16 protein-coding genes and 1 tRNA gene are annotated in these 17,209 nt (G+C 66.9%); 12 read left to right on the top strand and 5 right to left on the bottom strand.

Annotation, left to right across the window (positions count from 1 at the left end):
- Positions 1-69 precede the first annotated feature (69 nt).
- Positions 70-1,158 (top strand): DUF1513 domain-containing protein, encoded by a 1,089-nt coding sequence (locus AC6LJ2_RS01975; protein ID WP_498150635.1) that lies wholly within the window; start codon positions 70-72, stop codon positions 1,156-1,158.
- Positions 1,159-1,316: 158 nt separating this feature from the next.
- Positions 1,317-2,150 (top strand): mechanosensitive ion channel family protein, encoded by an 834-nt coding sequence (locus AC6LJ2_RS01980; RefSeq protein ID WP_263912093.1) that lies wholly within the window; start codon positions 1,317-1,319, stop codon positions 2,148-2,150.
- Positions 2,151-2,274: 124 nt separating this feature from the next.
- Here the strand turns inward: AC6LJ2_RS01980 and AC6LJ2_RS01985 are convergent, their stop codons facing one another.
- The gene (locus tag AC6LJ2_RS01985) at positions 2,275-3,036 is read right to left on the bottom strand and encodes an IclR family transcriptional regulator (RefSeq protein ID WP_263912092.1); all 762 of its coding nucleotides are present in this window, start codon (positions 3,034-3,036) and stop codon (positions 2,275-2,277) included.
- A 162-nt stretch (positions 3,037-3,198) separates the two neighbouring features.
- Between AC6LJ2_RS01985 and AC6LJ2_RS01990 the strand changes: the two genes are divergently transcribed.
- A complete protein-coding gene (locus AC6LJ2_RS01990) occupies positions 3,199-4,188 on the top strand; it encodes a Bug family tripartite tricarboxylate transporter substrate binding protein (protein WP_498150631.1) in 990 nt (329 codons plus the stop codon).
- A 65-nt stretch (positions 4,189-4,253) separates the two neighbouring features.
- On the opposite strand, the gene AC6LJ2_RS01995 is transcribed toward AC6LJ2_RS01990, so the two are convergent.
- Entirely contained in the window at positions 4,254-5,042 is a 789-nt protein-coding gene (locus AC6LJ2_RS01995) for an RNA methyltransferase (RefSeq protein WP_263912088.1), read from the bottom strand.
- A gap of 120 nt (positions 5,043-5,162) precedes the next feature.
- On the opposite strand from AC6LJ2_RS01995, the gene AC6LJ2_RS02000 reads away from it, so the two are divergent.
- From AC6LJ2_RS02000 to AC6LJ2_RS02010, 3 genes are all read left to right on the top strand, one after another.
- Complete coding sequence (locus tag AC6LJ2_RS02000; protein WP_175192733.1) at positions 5,163-5,948, top strand: inositol monophosphatase family protein; 786 nt, start codon at positions 5,163-5,165, stop codon at positions 5,946-5,948.
- Positions 5,949-6,227: 279 nt separating this feature from the next.
- Positions 6,228-7,811, top strand: a complete 1,584-nt coding sequence (locus AC6LJ2_RS02005) for a TerC family protein (RefSeq protein WP_263912086.1) — start codon at positions 6,228-6,230, stop codon at positions 7,809-7,811.
- 58 nt (positions 7,812-7,869) lie between these two features.
- Entirely contained in the window at positions 7,870-8,730 is an 861-nt protein-coding gene (locus AC6LJ2_RS02010) for an undecaprenyl-diphosphate phosphatase (protein WP_445657109.1), read from the top strand.
- 104 nt (positions 8,731-8,834) lie between these two features.
- Here AC6LJ2_RS02010 and AC6LJ2_RS02015 read toward each other — a convergent pair whose 3' ends face one another.
- From AC6LJ2_RS02015 to AC6LJ2_RS02025, 3 genes are all read right to left on the bottom strand, one after another.
- Positions 8,835-9,608, bottom strand: a complete 774-nt coding sequence (locus tag AC6LJ2_RS02015) for a UDP-2,3-diacylglucosamine diphosphatase (protein ID WP_263912084.1) — start codon at positions 9,606-9,608, stop codon at positions 8,835-8,837.
- Positions 9,601-10,110: a peptidylprolyl isomerase gene (locus AC6LJ2_RS02020; protein ID WP_025137994.1), complete on the bottom strand. Its 510-nt coding sequence runs from the start codon at positions 10,108-10,110 to the stop codon at positions 9,601-9,603. Before AC6LJ2_RS02020 ends, AC6LJ2_RS02015 begins: the two co-directional genes overlap by 8 nt.
- A 134-nt stretch (positions 10,111-10,244) precedes the next feature.
- Positions 10,245-10,928 (bottom strand): tetratricopeptide repeat protein, encoded by a 684-nt coding sequence (locus AC6LJ2_RS02025; RefSeq protein ID WP_498150632.1) that lies wholly within the window; start codon positions 10,926-10,928, stop codon positions 10,245-10,247.
- Between the two features lie 342 nt (positions 10,929-11,270).
- Between AC6LJ2_RS02025 and cysS the strand changes: the two genes are divergently transcribed.
- The 6 genes from cysS (at position 11,271) to AC6LJ2_RS02055 (ending at position 17,156) form a co-directional block, all read left to right on the top strand.
- Positions 11,271-12,725 (top strand): cysteine--tRNA ligase, encoded by a 1,455-nt coding sequence (gene cysS / locus AC6LJ2_RS02030; protein ID WP_445659199.1) that lies wholly within the window; start codon positions 11,271-11,273, stop codon positions 12,723-12,725.
- A 20-nt stretch (positions 12,726-12,745) separates the two neighbouring features.
- A complete protein-coding gene (locus AC6LJ2_RS02035; protein ID WP_263912081.1) occupies positions 12,746-13,390 on the top strand; it encodes a DNA-3-methyladenine glycosylase family protein in 645 nt (214 codons plus the stop codon).
- Positions 13,391-13,426: 36 nt separating this feature from the next.
- On the top strand, positions 13,427-14,392 hold the full coding sequence (locus AC6LJ2_RS02040) for an acetyl-CoA carboxylase carboxyltransferase subunit alpha (RefSeq protein ID WP_498150633.1): 966 nt from the start codon (positions 13,427-13,429) through the stop codon (positions 14,390-14,392).
- Between the two features lie 146 nt (positions 14,393-14,538).
- Entirely contained in the window at positions 14,539-15,600 is a 1,062-nt protein-coding gene (gene tilS, locus AC6LJ2_RS02045; RefSeq protein ID WP_498150636.1) for a tRNA lysidine(34) synthetase TilS, read from the top strand.
- 109 nt (positions 15,601-15,709) lie between these two features.
- Positions 15,710-16,975 carry an aspartate kinase gene (locus AC6LJ2_RS02050; protein WP_025137988.1) on the top strand — a complete coding sequence of 422 codons (1,266 nt, stop codon included), beginning with the start codon at positions 15,710-15,712 and terminating at the stop codon, positions 16,973-16,975.
- A gap of 88 nt (positions 16,976-17,063) precedes the next feature.
- A tRNA-Ser gene (locus AC6LJ2_RS02055) sits at positions 17,064-17,156 on the top strand.
- Positions 17,157-17,209 lie beyond the last annotated feature (53 nt).

The raw sequence follows: 17,209 nt of genomic DNA on the forward strand, positions 1-17,209 counted from the left end.
TTGGGCGTGCGATTGAGCGTGGCCCTGGGTGGAACAGTCGGTGGAACACTCAATGCTGCAACGGGCGGCATGGTCGGTGTCGGCCTGGCTTGGCCGGGGGGCGCGCAGGCCGCGCCATCGCCGGGCGACGCTGCGCTGTACGTCACGGCGCGCCAACGCGGCGGACGCGATGAGGCGGTGGTGCTGGATGCCGCCGGCCAGGACCGCCGTGTGCTGCCAATGCCCGCGCGCGGCCACAGCTTTGCCATCGACCCGGCCGGCGACCGCGCCGTGGTGTTTGGCCGCCAGCCCGGCTTTTTCGCGCTGGGCTTCGACCTGCGCGGCGAGCGTGCGCCGGTGGTACTGCCGTTGCCCGACGACCGGCATTTCTTCGGCCACGGGGCCTATTTCAATGGCGCCCGCCTGCTGGCGGCCACCGAAAACGACTTCGATGGCGGCCGGGGGGTGCTCGGCCTCTACGACGCCACGCCGGGCGGCAACTACCGCCGCATCGGCGAATTCGACAGCGGCGGCATCGGTCCGCACGAAGTCGTATTGATGCCCGACGGCAAGACGCTGTGCGTGGCCAACGGCGGCATCCTGACGCACCCCGACTACGGCAAGCTGGAACTCAACCTGGACACCATGCGCCCGTCGCTGGCGTATATCGACGCGGCCAGCGGCCGCCTGCTGGAACGGGTCGAGCTCGCGCCCGAGCTGCACCGCCTGTCGATCCGCCACCTGGCGCTGGCGGGGGACGGCAGCGTGTGGTTCGGCTGCCAGTACATGGGGCCGGCCGGCGACCGCCCCGCGCTGGTCGGCCGCCACCGCCGCGGCGCCGCGCTGGAACTGTTCGCCGGACCCGCGCAGGCGCTGCGCGACATGCGCAACTACGTCGGGTCGGTGGCGGTGGACGCGGCGGGCAAGGTGGTTGCCACGTCCAGCCCGGTGGGCGGACAGGTGCTGTACTGGGACGCCGAAAGCGGCCGCAGCCTGGGGCAGACGCGCCTGGCCGACGGCTGCGGCGTGGCGCCTGCGCAAGCGGCCGGCTTTCTCATCAGCAGCGGCCTGGGCGCCATGCTGCGCACCGACGCCGCGGGCGCGGCGCATCCGCTGTTGCCGCCCTCGCGCGAGCGGGCCTGGGACAACCACTTTCGCAAGGTCGCCGGCGCCACGTAGGATGCGTGGCGGCCGCCGCGACGGGGATCGACCACGCATGCGGATCGCGGCGCCGCATCCTTACAAAGCTTGACACACCGGCTGCATCATCCCGCCCTGTCGGCAAGCCGCATCTGATAAAGTTTTCGGCTGTCTTTTTGCACGAGGGAGCGTTAACGATGGAAGACGCCTTGAACGAATTCAACGCCTGGGCCCCCAGGCTGGTGGACATGGGCATCAATCTGCTGGTGGCCTTGTTGATCCTGGTCATCGGCTGGTGGGTGTCGGCGCTGCTTGGCCGCTGGGTGCGCCGCATCGCCACGCGTTCCAGCAAGATCGATCCGACGATCGTGCCGATGTTCTACAGCACCGTGGTGTGGGCGGTGCGCATCTTCACGCTGATCGCGGTGCTGGCGCGCTTTGGCGTGCAGACCGCCAGCCTGATCGCGGTGCTGGGCGCCGCCGGCCTGGCCGTCGGCCTGGCGCTGCAAGGCACGCTGCAGAACATCGCGGCCGGCATCATGCTGTTGATCCTGCGGCCGGTGCGCGCGGGCGAATACGTGGGCCTGAGCACCGGCGCCGAGGGCACGGTCGAAGAGGTTGGCCTGTTCCTGACCCGTCTCGTGCAAGGCGACGGCATCCACCTGACCCTGCCCAACAGCACGGTCTGGAATGCCACCATCACCAACTACAGCCGCAACAAGACGCGCCGCCTGGATATCCCCGTGCCGGTGCGCTATGGCGACGACCTGAACGCGGTGCTGGCCAAGCTGCAAGGCATTGTCGATGCCAGCCCGGACGCGCTGAAAGATCCCCAGCCGCTCGTGAAGGTCGTCGACTACAAGGAAAACGGCGTGATCGTGAACGTGCGGGTGTGGGCCGAGGCAGGCAAGTACTGGGACCTGCGCTGGGGCCTGTACCAGGAAATCCGCAGCTCCCTCGAAGCCGCCGGCTTCCAGGCGCCGATCCCGCTGCGCGAGATCCAGAACCCCAAGACGGGCGCTCCGGCCTGAGCGGTTCGCGCAAACAGAAAGGGCGTCCGTGCCGGCACGGACGCCCTTTTTTGTTGCGTGGCCTTTCTGCGCGTAGAAAGGCGTCGCGGATGAGGCATCCGCGGCCGGGCTGGCTGGCGCGGCCTCAGGCCTGCATTGCCAATCGCGCCAGTTCGCCCTTGATCCACCCCGCGATTTCGCGCTGGCGCTGGGCCGGCATGCGGTCGATGATGGCCGTGACGCTCACTGCGAGCAGCGGCGCGCCTTGCGCATCGAGCAGTGCGCAGCCCACGCCCAGCGCGCCGCGCACGGCGTGGTTGCCCACCACCGAATAGCCGCGCGCGCGGGTGTTTTCGATCAGGCGGAACATTTCCTGGGGTGTCATGCCGCCGTACTCGTCCAGCCGGCTGGAGTTGCGCTCGACGATGCCGCGGGCCACGTCGTCGGGCAGGGCGGCCAACAGCGCCATGCCGCCCGATCCCACGCCCAGCGGCTGGCGCTTGCCGGCGTAGGTGGCCAGGATCTGCACCGGGTAGCTGCCGATTTCGCGGTGCAGGCTGATGGAATCGTCGTCGTCGCGCACCACCAGGAACACGGCGTCGCCGGTGCGGTCGGCCAGCCGGCGCAGCACCGGCAGCAATTGCCGCACCCGCGGATCGCGGGAACGCGTGTCGGGGTCCACCGCCAGCTGGGCGCGGTACTTCTTGGTGCCCGTGACGGGCAGCACCAGGCCCGCATCGAGCAGGGCGGCCAGCAGCCGGTAGATGGTGGGACGCTGTATGCCCGTAAGCCGGGCGATATCAGTCACGCTGAGCCCGTCGGGCCCTTGGTCCCGCAGGGCGGCCAGAACGGCCAATCCGCGCCGCAATGTGCGTGGGCCTGCGGCCGCGGCATCGCTGTCTTGCATGCAACTCTCTGAAAACTTGGGGGGTTATTGCGGAACGGTCAAGGGAAAACCATAGTCCGTAGCGTGGACTCTACCTTGATGCTTCGCTCGTGTATAGATCAAAATGCGTCATCCAATAATTCAAAACGTCCATTTAATGGACAGTATCTGCACGGAGACTCTATGACTACCGGTCAAAAGCCTGGTCTGCGGCGCTTTGCCGCTACGCTGCTGGCTACCGCCGTAAGCGCTTTCGCAATGGGTTCTGCCCAGGCTGCCTACCCCGACAAACCTGTCCGCATCGTGGTCGGCTTTTCCGCCGGCGGCACCACCGACGTGATCGCCCGCATCATGGCCAAGGAGCTCACCGAAGCCCTGGGCCAATCGTTCGTGGTCGAGAACAAGCCGGGCGCCGGCAGCAACATCGCCACCGACCAGGTCCAGCGCGCCGCCCCGGACGGCTACACGCTGCTGTTCGTGGCGGTCACCAGCGCCATCAACCAGACGCTGTACAAGAACGTCACGTTCGACCTGACGAAGGACTTCACTCCCGTGGCGCTGGGCGCCAAGGTACCGAACATCCTGGTGGTCAATCCCCAGGTGCCGGTCAAGACGGTGCAGGAACTGGTGGCCTACGCCAAGAAGAACCCGGGCAAGCTGGCGTTCGCCTCGTCGGGCAGTGGCACGTCCATCCACATGGCCGGTGAATTGTTCAAGATGCAGGCCGGCATCGACGTGCTGCACGTGCCGTACAAGGGCAGCGCCCCGGCCATCACCGACCTGATCGGCGGCCAGGTGCAGTTCATGTTCGACAACATGCCGTCGGCCTGGCCGCACGCGCAATCGGGCAAGCTGCGCGCCCTGGCGGTGACCACCAGCGAGCGTTCCAAGAGCGCGCCGGACGTGCCCACCATGAAGGAAGCCGGTTTTGCCAATTTCGACGTCTCGTCGTGGTTCGGCCTGATCGCCCCGGCCGGCACGCCGCCGGAGGTGGTCAACAAGCTGAACGCCGCCATGGTCAAGGCGCTGGACAAGCCCGAGGTGCAGCTCAGCTTCGAAAAGCTGGGTGCCGTGGGCGTGAAGACCACGCCGGCCGAATTCGGCCAATTCATCAAGTCGGAAGTGGAAGGCTGGGCGCCGGTGGTCAAGGCCTCGGGCGCCACGGTGGACTGACAGGCTTCGTGCCGCGGGCGGCCAGCCGCCCGCAGCCGATGCGCAGGGACGGGCGATGCCCGTCCCTATTTTTTTGTGCGCTCGCCCCGGGCGGTGGCCAGCATCGCGGTGCAGACGCCGCGCAGCATGTCGACCTCGTCGCGGGTCAGGCCCACGCGCGAAAAAAGGTGCCGCATGCGTGGCATCAGCTTCTTGGGATGGGCCGGGTCCAGGAACTGCACGCCCACCAGGGCTTCTTCCCAGTGGGCCAGGAAGGCCTGCACGGCCTCGCCGGAGGCCGGCTGGGCGCCGCGGGACGGCTCCTGCGCGGTCGAGGCCGGCAGCAGGGCGGCGCCCTGGTCCACCAGCAGGGCGTAACGCAGCTCCCAGGCGGCCAGTTGCAGGGCCTGCGCCACGTTCAGCGAGCTGTATTCGGGGTTGGCCGGGATGTGGCAGATGCGGTGGCACAGCCCGATCTGCTCATTGGTGAGCCCGGCGCGCTCGGTGCCCAGCACGATGGCGGTGCAGCCTTCGGCCGTCTCGGCCAGGTGGGCGCAGGCCAGGTCGGCCGCCTGGCGGATGTCGCAGGGCGGGGGACCCAGGTCGCGCACCCGGGCGGTCAGGGCGAACGCCAGGGTGACCGGCGCCAGGGCTTCTTCCAGGGTGTCGTGGATACGGGCGTTTTCCAGCACGTCCAGGGCGCCGCTGGCCAGGGCCACGGCTTCCGGCTGGGTGGTCACATCGGCGAATTTGGGGCCCACCAGCACCAATTCGGAGAAGCCCATGGTCTTGATGGCACGGGCCGCCGAACCGACGTTTCCGGGGTGGCTGGGGTTCACCATAATGAAGCGAACGCGTGAAAATGCTTGAGTCATTTAAAATGGCACGTTTGGCTTAGTGCCTTCCTGGTTTTTTGGGTCGATTTCCCCTATGGGGACAGCGGCGGATCCGGGGCGGCGGCTAGCGGCCTGTTCACCGCATACGTACGGAATTTTATGCACCCGATGCTCAACATCGCCATCAAGGCGGCCCGGCGTGCCGGCACCATTATCAACCGTGCCAGCATGGATTTGGAACGACTCAGCGTGGCTCGCAAGGGGCCGCGCGATTATGTCACGGAAGTCGATCGCGCCGCCGAGGAGTCCATCGTCGAGACGCTGCACGCCGCTTACCCGGATCACGCTGTCCTGGGCGAGGAATTTGGCTTGCAGGGCCCCGACCAGGCCGAGTTCCAGTGGATCATCGATCCCCTGGACGGCACGACCAACTTCATCCACGGCCTGCCCAACTACGCCGTGTCGATCGCGCTGACCCAGCGCGGCCAGGTCACGCAGGCGGTCATCTATGACCCCTCGCGCAACGAGCTGTTCACCGCCAGCCGTGGCAGCGGCACGTTCCTGAACGACCGCCGCGTGCGCGTCTCGGGCCGCACCCGCTACCACGAGGCCCTGCTGGGCGCGCACTGGCCCAACTCCGGCGATCCGGAACAAGGCTCGGCCCGCTTCCGCAACATGGCCGAAGGCAGCACCGGCGTGCGCCGCCTGGGCGCCACCGTGCTGGACCTGGCCTACGTGGCCTGCGGCCGCCTGGACGGCTTCTGCGGCGTGGGCCTGAAGCCCTGGGACCTGGCGGCGGGCAGCCTGATGGTGCTGGAAGCCGGCGGCCTGGTCGCCGACTTCGATGGCGAGCAAGGCTGGATGGATTCCGGCAACGTGCTGGCCGCCAGCCCCAAGATCTTCACGCAGATGCTGTCGGCCCTGAATCCGGCGCCCGCGGCCTGACGCCTGCACGAGCCGGCGGCCGTGGCCGCCGGGCTCGCACCCGCATGGGCGGCACGGCCGTGCCTGCCCGACGATGCGCCACATCGCGCTCGCGGGTCGCCGTTGCGCTCGCGTCATTGCTCATCCCACCGGCCCCTTGCGGCCGGTTTTTTCATGGCCGGTGCCACTGGCCAATCGCCCCGTAACCCGCGGCCGTAGGGCATGCGGACGAGGCGTGTCACCGGCGTGTCACGGATTTTCCATGTACGATTACCGGTCGTGTAACTTCTGGAGCTCCTGATGGAGTGGCTGCTGGACCCCGCTGCGTGGGTCGGCTTGCTTACCCTGGTCGTCCTTGAGATCGTCCTGGGAATCGATAACCTGATTTTCATCGCCATCCTGGCGGACAAGCTGCCCCCGTCGCAACGCGACAGAGCGCGCATCTTGGGCCTCAGCCTGGCGCTCGTCATGCGGCTTGGCCTCTTGTCGGTCATGTCGTATCTGGTCACCCTGACCACCCCCTTGTTTGCGGTCGGACCCTTCTCGCCCTCTGGCCGGGACCTGATCCTCATGGTCGGCGGCTTCTTCCTGCTGTTCAAAGGCACGATGGAACTGCACGAGCGCCTCGAAGGCGGGCAGCACGGCGGCTCGTCGGGGCCGCGCGTGTACGCCAGCTTCTGGGTCATCGTCACGCAGATCGTGGTGCTTGATGCCGTGTTCTCGCTGGACTCGGTCATCACCGCCGTCGGCATGGTCGACCACCTGGCCATCATGATGATTGCCGTGGTCATCGCCATCGGCATCATGCTGCTGGCGTCCAAGCCCCTCACGCGCTTCGTCAACGCCCACCCCACGGTGGTCGTGCTGTGCCTGGGCTTCTTGCTGATGATCGGCTTTTCGCTGCTGGCCGAGGCCTTCGGCTTCAAGGTGCCCAAGGGCTACCTGTACGCCGCCATCGGCTTTTCGGTCGCCATCGAGGCGCTCAACCAGGTGGCGCGCCGCAACCTGCTCAAGCTGGACGCCCGTCGTCCCATGCGCGAACGCACCGCGTCCGCCGTGCTGCGCATGCTGGGCAAGCGCCCGCCCGCCGAAGAGCCTGACCTGCCCAGCGCCGACGGCCCCGCCATGCCGGCCTTCGGCGTCGAAGAGCGCAACATGGTCAGCGGCGTGCTGACGCTGGCCGAGCGGTCGATCCGGTCCATCATGACGCCGCGCACCGACGTGTCGTGGATCAACATCGACGATGATCCCGAGACCATCCGCCGCCAGATCACCGAGGCGCCGCACAGCTTCTTCCCGGTCTGCCGCGGCTCGCTCGACGAAGTGCTGGGCATCGCCCGCGCCAAGGACCTGGTGGCCGACCTGATCACCGAAGGCCGGGTACGCCGCAACCGCCTGCGCGATCCGATCATCGTGCACGAGGCCATCGGCATCCTGCGCCTGATGGACACGCTCAAGCGGTCGCGCGGCCAATTGGTGCTGGTGGCCGACGAGTTCGGCGCCATCGAAGGCCTGGTGACCCCGATCGACGTGTTCGAAGCCATCGCCGGAGAATTCCCCGACGAAGACGAGCTGCCCGACATCGTCGCCGACGGCCCCAACACCTGGAAGATCGACGGCGCAGCAGACCTGCACCATGTCGAACAGGTGCTGGAAACCGAAGGCCTGGTCGATGATGCGCAGGATTTTTCCACCCTGGCCGGCTACCTGCTGTCGCGTTTCGGCCATCTGCCCAAGCCGGGCGATGTCTGCGAATACGAGATCCACCACGACCATTTCCGCTTCGAAGTCCTGGAAATGGATGGCCGCCGCATTGCCCTGGTGCGCGTCGAAAAGCGCGCGCCCGAACTGCTGGACGAAGACGCCTCGCTGACCAACGACTAGCGCCGCGAATCCTGGACCCCGCCCCGGACCCGACCTCATCTACCTGGAACCCGCCATCGTGACCGATTCCACGCTCTACCTGATCAAGGCCTTCATCCTGGGCATCGTCGAAGGCCTGACGGAATTCATCCCCGTGTCCAGCACGGGCCACCTGATCCTGATCGGCGACTGGATCAATTTCGAATCCAGCCAGGGCAAGGTATTTGAAGTCGTGATCCAGCTGGGTTCCATCCTGGCCGTGATGTGGATCTTCCGGGCCCGCCTGCTGCAGCTGATCCGCGGCACGCTGACCGGCGTGCCCAGCGAGGTGGCCTTCACCCGCAACCTGATCATCGCCTTCCTGCCGGCCGCCGTCATCGGCGCCATCTTCATCAAGGCGATCAAGCAGGTGTTCTACCACCCGGGCGTAGTGGTGGTGACCCTGGTGCTGGGCGGCCTGATCATGCTGTACGTCGAACGCCGCACCCGCCACACGCCGGGCGACGTGCCTGGCGCCGCGGACGACACGGCGTCCGACGAACACGCCACGGCGCGCACGCTGGAACAGATCACCTGGAAGCAGGCGCTGGGCGTGGGCGTGGCCCAATGCCTGGCCATGATCCCCGGCACCTCGCGGTCGGGCGCCACCATCATCGGCGGCATGATCGCGGGCATCCAGCGCAAGACAGCCACCGAGTTCTCGTTCTTCCTGGCCATGCCCACCATGCTGGGCGCGGCCGTGTACGACATGTACAAGAACATGGACCTGCTCACCCAGCACGACCTGTCGGGCATTGCGGTCGGCTTCGTGGCGGCCTTCCTGAGCGCCATGGTGGTGGTGCGGGCGGTGCTGCGCTTCGTGGCCAACCACACCTACCGCGTGTTCGCCTGGTACCGCATCGTGTTCGGCGCCATCGTGGCGGCCTGGATCTTCCTCTGACACCGCCTTGCGCGGGGCCCGGGCCCCGCGCCCAGGCAAAAAAATGGGCCGCGTCATGTGACGCGGCCCATTTTCATGGCGCATGGCGGGGGCGGGCCCCAGGCCTACGCGTCGGTTTCGAGATCGTAGAACTGCAGGCCGTCCTGGTCGATGACCAGCCAGCCGCCGCGCGGCGGCGACACGTGGTCGCAGTCCCAGTCGGGCAGCACCCAGCGTTCGCGCTTCTTGCCGTCGACGTCAAGCACGTGGCGGGCAGGGCGATGGGTATGTCCGTGCACCAGCACGCTCACGCCGGCGTCGCGAAAGGCCTGCGCAATGGCGCCGGCATTCACGTCCATGATTTCCATCGACTTGGCCTGGTTGGCGGCCTGGCTTTCGCCGCGGGCCTGCTGCGCCATGGCCAGGCGCTCGGGAATGGTCTTGGACAGGAATTCAGCCTGCCACTGCGGATTGCGCACCATCTGGCGGAACTGCTGGTACGCGGCGTCGTCGGTACAGAATTCGTCGCCGTGCGTCAGCAGCACGTTGCCGTAGTCGGTCTGCAGCAGCGCCGGTTCGGGCAGCAGCTTGGCGCCCACGGCGGCGGCCAGTTCCTCGCCGATCAGGAAGTCGCGGTTGCCGCGGCCCAGCCAGACCGGAATGCGCGCGGCGGTGGCCTGCAACGCCTTGAGCACCGTGGCCAGCCACGGCGGCGCGGCGCGGATCACGTCGTCGCCGATCCAGGCATCGAAGATGTCGCCCGGCAGCAGCAGGGCGGCGGCTTCTTCTTCGGCGGCCTGCAGGAAGGCCAGGAAGGCCTCCGAGGTGGCCGGCGTGGCCGGCCCCAGGTGCAGGTCGGATGCCAGCCAGATCGGGCCGGCCAGGGCAAGCTTATTCAAGAACTTCGGCCTTCTCGATGATCACGTCTTCGTTGGGGACGTTCTGGTGAAAGCCCTTGTTGCCGGTCTTCACGCCCTTGATCTTGTCGACCACGTCGGTGCCTTCGGTGATGCTGCCGAACACGGCGTAGCCCCAGCCATTGGGCGTGGGCGCGGTGAAGTTCAGGAAGTCGTTGTTGGACACGTTGATGAAGAACTGGGCGGTCGCCGAGTGCGGGTCGCTGGTGCGGGCCATCGCCAGGGTGTACTTGTCGTTCTTCAGGCCGTTGTTGGCCTCGTTTTCGATCGGGGCGTGGGTCTGCTTCTGCTTCATGCCGGGTTCGAAGCCGCCGCCCTGGATCATGAAGCCGTCGATCACGCGATGGAACACCGTGCCGTTGTAGAAGCCTTCCTTGACGTAGGTCAGGAAGTTCTCGACGGTCTTGGGCGCCTTGGCGGCGTCCAGGGTGATGACCATGTCGCCTTGGTTGGTGTGAAGCTTGACGCGGGGATTGGTGCTCATGGCTTTTGTGCCTTCAGAGGGAGAGGTTGAGGGGGCGGCCGCGGGCGCGGCGCTGACGAGCGCTGGGGCAAAGGCGGCCAGCGCGAACGAGCACGCCGTCAGGCGCAGCAGGTGGAGAGGGGAATAGCGGGACATCATTTGTGTTGCCTATCCTTCAGCATGGTTTCGACTTCGCGGGCCTTGTCCTGCATGCCCGGCACGCCTTCCTTGGCGGCCTGCTTGTAGGTGCGCAACGCCTGCAGCAATTGCAGGTCGCCCAGGTTGGCGCGCGCGGCGGCGTAGCCTGGGTCGGCGCGCAAGGCCTGTTGCAGGGCGTCTTGTGCTTTTTCAAGTTCGCCCCGGCTGGCATATAGAGCGGCCAGGTTGTTCCAAGGTTCCGGCAGCTCGGGGAAGCGGGTCGTCATCTCGGTGTAGATGTCGATGGCTTCGGCCTTGCGGTCCAGGGCAGCCAGGGCGCGCGCGTGCTGGAACATCAATTGCACGTCGGTGCCGCGCTGCTCCTTGATCTGGGCTTCGCGCTTTTCGATCATCGCCAGCGCCTCGGCGTTGTCGCCGTGGTTCAGCAGGCGCTCGATGTGGTTGGTGATCTGCGAGGCGGTGGGCTGCAGGCGGGTGTCCACGCTGGGCTGCACGGATTTCAGCACATTGGCCAGGCCATCCCAGCCGCCTTCGGGCGGGATGGGGTCGAGCGTGGTGCGGCTGGCGTTCGGGTTCTGTCCCGAGCCTCCGGCCATGGATTGGGCGAAGGCGCCGGCAACCGGCGCGCCAGCCAGGGCCAGGGCGAGCAGGGTGACGCAAAAACGCGGCTTGATAGTCACGTGGGCATCCGTTAAAAGTCGAGGCCGGGCCGCGCATACGCGCGTGACCGGGCCGCTTGCTATACTTGACGACCGCCATTTTAGCCTCGGTTGGGTTTTTGGCTCGACATTGAGGCAAAACGCTGGCTGACAGGTGTAGCGGATCAGGTCGACAGATGAAAACCCATGGGATGAAACCCATGGGATGAAAACCCATGAAGCCCGAGGCGAGAAACCCCGGGTGGCAAGCCTGATCCTGGCAATGTCGGCAACCCTTGGGCGGCCGTCTTGAAGGTATCGTCCTTCGGGCACAACGTTTTCCGCAGCCGCCTCGGAAAAAATTTGGACAATCTCACAAGCGCCATGCTGCAAATCTACAACACGTTATCGCGTACCAAAGAACCGTTCAAGCCGGCCCAGGCCGGTCAGGTGCGCATGTACGTGTGTGGCATGACCGTGTACGACTTCTGCCACCTGGGCCATGCCCGCATGCTGGTGTCGTTCGACGTGGTGCAGCGCTGGCTGCGCGCCAGCGGCCTGGCGGTCGACTACGTGCGCAACATCACGGACATCGACGACAAGATCATCCGCCGCGCCGTCGAGACCGGCCGCCGCATCGGCGAAGTCACCGAGTTCTACATCGACGCCATGCACGCCGACGAGCGCGCGCTGGGCGTGGCCACGCCCGACCGCGAGCCGCGCGCCACCCAGTACGTGGGCGAGATGCTCGACATCATCGGCAAGCTCGAACAGAAGGGCCTGGCCTACCAGGCCGACGACGGCGACGTGAACTACGCCGTGCGCGGTTTCGAGGGCTACGGCAAGCTGTCCGGCAAGACGCTGGACGACCTGCGTGCCGGCGAACGCGTGGCGGTGGGCTCGTCCAAGCGCGATCCGCTCGATTTCGTGTTGTGGAAATCGGCCAAGGCCGAAGAACCCGCCGACACCAAGTGGGAATCGCCCTATGGCCTGGGCCGTCCGGGGTGGCACATCGAATGCTCGGCCATGAGCAAGTCGTTGCTGGGCCTGCCCCTGGACATCCACGGTGGCGGTCCCGACCTGAAATTCCCGCACCACGAAAACGAAATCGCCCAGACCGAAGGTGCCTTCGGCGGCGTGCTGGCCAACATCTGGATGCATTGCGGCCCGCTGATGGTCGATTCGGACAAGATGTCCAAGTCGCTGGGCAATTTCCGCACCATCCGCCAGACCATCGCCCAGGGCGAGCCGGCGGCCGACGTGGCCGATTACCGGGTCAATCCGCGCGAAGCCGAAATGGTGCGTTTCTTCATCGTGCGCAACCACTACCGCAGCCCGCAGAACTACACGCCGGACAACCTGGTCGACGCCCAGAACGCCCTGGACCGCCTGTACCAGGCGCTGCAGAACGTGCCGGCCGACGCCCAGGGCATCGACTGGAACGAGCCCCAGGCGCAGGCCTTCAAGGCCGCCATGGACGACGATTTCAACAGCTCCGGCGCCGTCGCGGCCCTGTTCGAGCTGGCGTCCGAGGCCAACCGCAGCAAGAGCGCCCGCAGCGCCGGCCAGCTCAAAGCGCTGGCCTCGCTGCTGGGCCTGTTGCAACAGGACCCGGCCGCCTACTTCCAGTCGTCCACCCGTTATTCGGCGGCCGCGATGGAACAGGGCGTGCGCAGCGAACTGGACGCCGATGCCATCCAGACCCTCATCGACGCCCGCGCGGCCGCCAAGGCGGCCCGCAATTTCGCAGAGGCGGATCGTATCCGCGCCGAGCTGCGCGATGCCGGCATCGAACTCGATGACAAACCGGGCGGCCTGACGCAGTGGCGTCGGGCGTGAACCCCCAGGAAACGCCCCACATGTCCATCGCAGATACCGACATTCCCAAGCCTGAGTATTGGGAAGCCGCCGTCGCCCACCTGATGCGGCGCGACCGCATCCTGAAAAAGATCATTCCCCAGCACCCCGAGGTCTGGCTGACCTCGCGCGGCACGCCTTTCGTGACGCTGGCGCGGGCCATCATCGGCCAGCAGGTCTCGGCCAAGGCGGCCGACGCCGTCTGGGACAAGTTCCTGGAAGCCGCCGGCAAGCGGCCCACCCCCGTGGCGGTGCTGCGCGTCGGCCTGGAGGGCCTGCGCGCCGCCGGCCTGTCCCAGCGCAAGGCCGAATACGTGCTGGATCTGGCCGTGCATTTCGGCGAACGCCGGGTCCACCCCGAAAAGTGGGCGGCCATGGACGACGAGGCCGTCATTTCCGAATTGACCGCCATCCGGGGCATCGGACGCTGGACGGCGGAGATGTTTTTGATTTTCAATCTGCAGCGGCCTGATGTTCTGCCGCTGGATGATCCTGGGTTGCTCAAGGCAATCTCGCTACACTATTTCAGCGGCGAGCCTGTCTCGCGCTTCGAGGCTCGCGAAGTCTCGTTGGCGTGGCAACCCTGGCGTACCGTGGCTACCTGGTATCTGTGGCGCAGTCTGGAACCGACGCCGGTCCAATACTGACGCAAACCAGGTCGCCCATCTACGGAACCACACTACATGCGCAATACATTTCTGGAATTTGAACAGCCGCTCGCCGAGCTTGAGAACAAGATCGAGCAGCTGCGCTACGTGCAGGCCGATTCGGCGGTAGACATCTCCGACGAGATCGGGCGTCTGCAGCAGAAAAGCCAGTCGCTGGCCAAGGAAATCTACGCCAGGCTCACGCCCTGGCAGACGGCGCTCGTCGCCCGCCACCCCCAGCGTCCCTATACGCTGGACTACGTGCGCGAAATCTTCACCGACTTCCACGAACTGCACGGCGACCGCATGTACGCCGACGACCAGTCCATCGTGGGCGGCCTGGCGCGCTTTAACGGCACGCCCTGCATGGTGATCGGCCACCAGAAAGGCCGCGACACCAAGGAACGCGCCGCCCGCAATTTCGGCATGCCGCGTCCGGAAGGCTATCGCAAGGCCCTGCGCCTGATGCGCCTGGCCGAAAAGTTCGGCATCCCCGTGTTCACCTTCGTGGACACCCCCGGCGCCTATCCCGGCATCGGCGCCGAAGAGCGCGGCCAGTCCGAAGCCATCGGCCACAACCTGTATGCCATGGCCGAACTGAAAGTGCCCGTGATCGTCACGATCATCGGCGAAGGCGGCTCGGGCGGCGCCCTGGCCATCGCCGTGGGCAACGCCGTGCTGATGCTGCAGTACGCGACCTACGCCGTGATCTCGCCCGAAGGCTGCGCGTCCATCCTGTGGCGCAGCGCCGACAAGGCCCCCGAGGCCGCCGAGGCGCTGGCCATCATCGCCCCGCGCCTGAAAGACCTGGGCCTGGTCGACCGCGTCATCAACGAACCGGTGGGCGGCGCCCACCGCGACCCGCGCGTCATGGCGCGCCTGTTGCGTCGCGCGCTGGGCGACGCCCTGCGCCAGCTGCAGGGCATGACGCCCGAGCAGCTCGTGGAACAGCGCGTCCAGCGCCTGCTGTCCTACGGCGCCTACCAGGAAGTGCGCGCCTGAGGCGCCCCGCGCGCCGGCCCGTGCCGGCGCCGCGGCAGGCCTGCCCAGCGCCGTCCGCCATGACCTGCCCCCCCACCGCGTCCGATCCTTCCGAAGCGGCCAGCGCGGGGCAGTCGTATCCCGTATCGCCCGACCTGGCCGGCGCCCTGCGCCGCGCCTTGCAGTGCCTGCCGCAACCGCCGGGTCGCATCGCCGTGGCCGTCAGCGGCGGCGCGGACTCGGCCATGCTGGCCGTGCATGCGGCCGCCGTCGCCCGGGCCGCGGGCATCGACGTGGTGCTGTTCCATGTGCATCACGGCTTGCAAGCGGCGGCCGACGATTGGAGTCGGCAGGTGCAGGCCCTGGCCGGCCTGCTGGAGCTGCCGCTCCGGCTGGCCCGGGTCCAGGTGGACGAGGCCAGCGGCCAAGGCATCGAGGCCGCCGCGCGCGACGCCCGCTACGCCGCGCTGGCCCGCCTGGCCCAGGCTGACGGCGTGACGGCGGTGCTGCTGGCCCATCACCGCAACGATCAGGCCGAAACCGTATTGCTGCGCCTCTTGCGCGGCACCGGGCTGGCCGGCATGGCGGCCATGGCGCCCTCGACCCGCCGCGATGGCGTCACCTACCTGCGCCCCTGGCTGGACGAGGGCAGGCAGGCCATCCTGCACGCCGCGGATCAGTTCGCCGACGCCACTGGCTGGCGGCCCGTGCAAGACCCCACCAACGCCGATCCCCGCTACACCCGTGCCGCCTTGCGCGCGCTGCTGGCGCCCGCGCTGGATGGCCGCTGGCCCGGCTGGCGCGCCATCGTCGCCCGCCACGCCCGTCACATGGCCGAAGCCGCCGAGATCCTGGACGAAGTCGCCCGCGACGACCTGGCCGGCCTGGAGCCCGGACCGGATGGCGCCAGTTTTTCGTTGGCCGCCTGGCGCAGGCTGTCGCCGGCGCGCCAGGCCCAGGCGCTGCGCTACTGGCTGGCGCAGAACGGCGCCCGCATGCCGACCGACGCGCGCCTGCGCGACCTGCTGCGTCAACTGCGTGAACTGCACAGCCTGGGGCACGACCGCCAGTTGCGGGTGGAGCAGGCCGGGCACGTGATCCGCTGCCATCGGGGGCGGGTATGGCTGGAACCCCGCCCAGCGACGGGCCAGCCGTCGGCAAACGCCCGCGGGAACCCGGCTGCGAATCCGGAAAATTCGGCGAAAGACGACAAATTTCGCGAAAAATGACCGTGCGATGGAAAGAAAATTCCACGACCTGCGCAAATTTTTACCGCCGCGATAGAATATGAGGTTTTGCCCGTCAACACTTGCGGCGGGTTCCCAGCCAGAGTACGAGATGTCCCTGATCGTTCATAAATATGGCGGTACCTCGATGGGCTCGGTAGAGCGCATCCGGAACGTGGCGCGACGCGTCGCGAAGTGGCACGCTGCCGGCCACCAGGTTGTCGTGGTGCCCTCGGCCATGGCAGGCGAAACCAATCGTCTGCTGGGCCTGGCCCGCGAAATTACGCCCCAGCCCGACGCCCGCGAGCTCGACATGATCGCCGCCACCGGCGAACAGGCCAGCAGCGGCCTGTTGGCCATCGCGCTGCAAGCCGAAGGCGTGGCCGCCCGCAGCTACGCGGGCTGGCAAGTGCCGGTGCGCACCGATTCGTCGTTCACCAAAGCGCGCATCACGTCCATCGACGACGCCCGCATCCGCGCCGACCTCGACGCCGGCCGCGTGGTCATCGTCACGGGCTTCCAGGGCGTGGACCCGGAAGGCCACATCACGACGCTGGGCCGTGGCGGCTCCGACACCTCGGCCGTGGCCGTGGCGGCGGCGCTCAAGGCCGATGAATGCCTGATCTACACCGATGTGGATGGCGTCTACACGACCGATCCGCGGGTGGTGCCCGAAGCGCGCCGCATGGCCGTCGTTTCCTTCGAGGAAATGCTGGAAATGGCCTCGCTGGGCTCCAAGGTCCTGCAGATCCGCTCGGTGGAATTCGCCGGCAAATACCGTGTGCCGACGCGGGTCCTGTCGTCCCTGACCGACCCGCTCATCCCGCTCGACCAGGAAATGGTTTCGGGCACGCTGATTACTTTTGAGGAAGACGAAAAAATGGAAGCCGCCGTTGTCTCCGGCATCGCCTTCAGCCGCGACGAAGCCAAAATCACCCTGCTGGGCGTTCCCGACAAGCCCGGCATCGCCTTCTCGATCCTGGGCCCGGTTGCCGCCGCCAATATCGATGTCGACATGATCGTGCAGAACCAGTCCGTGGCCGGCACGACCGATTTCTCGTTCACCGTGAACCGCAACGAGTTCGCCCGCGCCGTCGACCTGCTCAAGCGCGAAGTCATTCCCGCCGTGGGCGCTCGCGAACTGTCCACCGACGAGAAGGTCGCCAAGGTCTCGATCGTCGGCATCGGCATGCGTTCGCACGTCGGCGTGGCCAGCCTGATGTTCCAGACGCTTTCGCAAGAAGGTATCAACATCCAGATGATCAGCACCAGCGAAATCAAGACCTCGGTCATCATCGACGACAAGTACATGGAATTGGGCGTGCGCGCACTGCACAAGGCCTTCGGCCTGGACCAGGCGCCGGCCACCAAGGCCTGAGGAGCGCAGTTCCGGCACGATTTTTTTCACGGGCAGGCCCCGCCAGGGAAAAACCGTTAAAAAGTCGTGCTAGAATCTCGTTCTCTTCGGAGATGTGCCCGAGAGGCTGAAGGGGCTCCCCTGCTAAGGGAGTATGTGGCTAAAAACTGCATCGTGGGTTCGAATCCCACCATCTCCGCCAGATTCTCAGCCTGGCTTTGCCAAGCTGAATAAAAGCCCGCAGAACTTTCGTTC

It is taken from the genome of Achromobacter sp. 1014246743 (genome assembly GCF_059760725.1).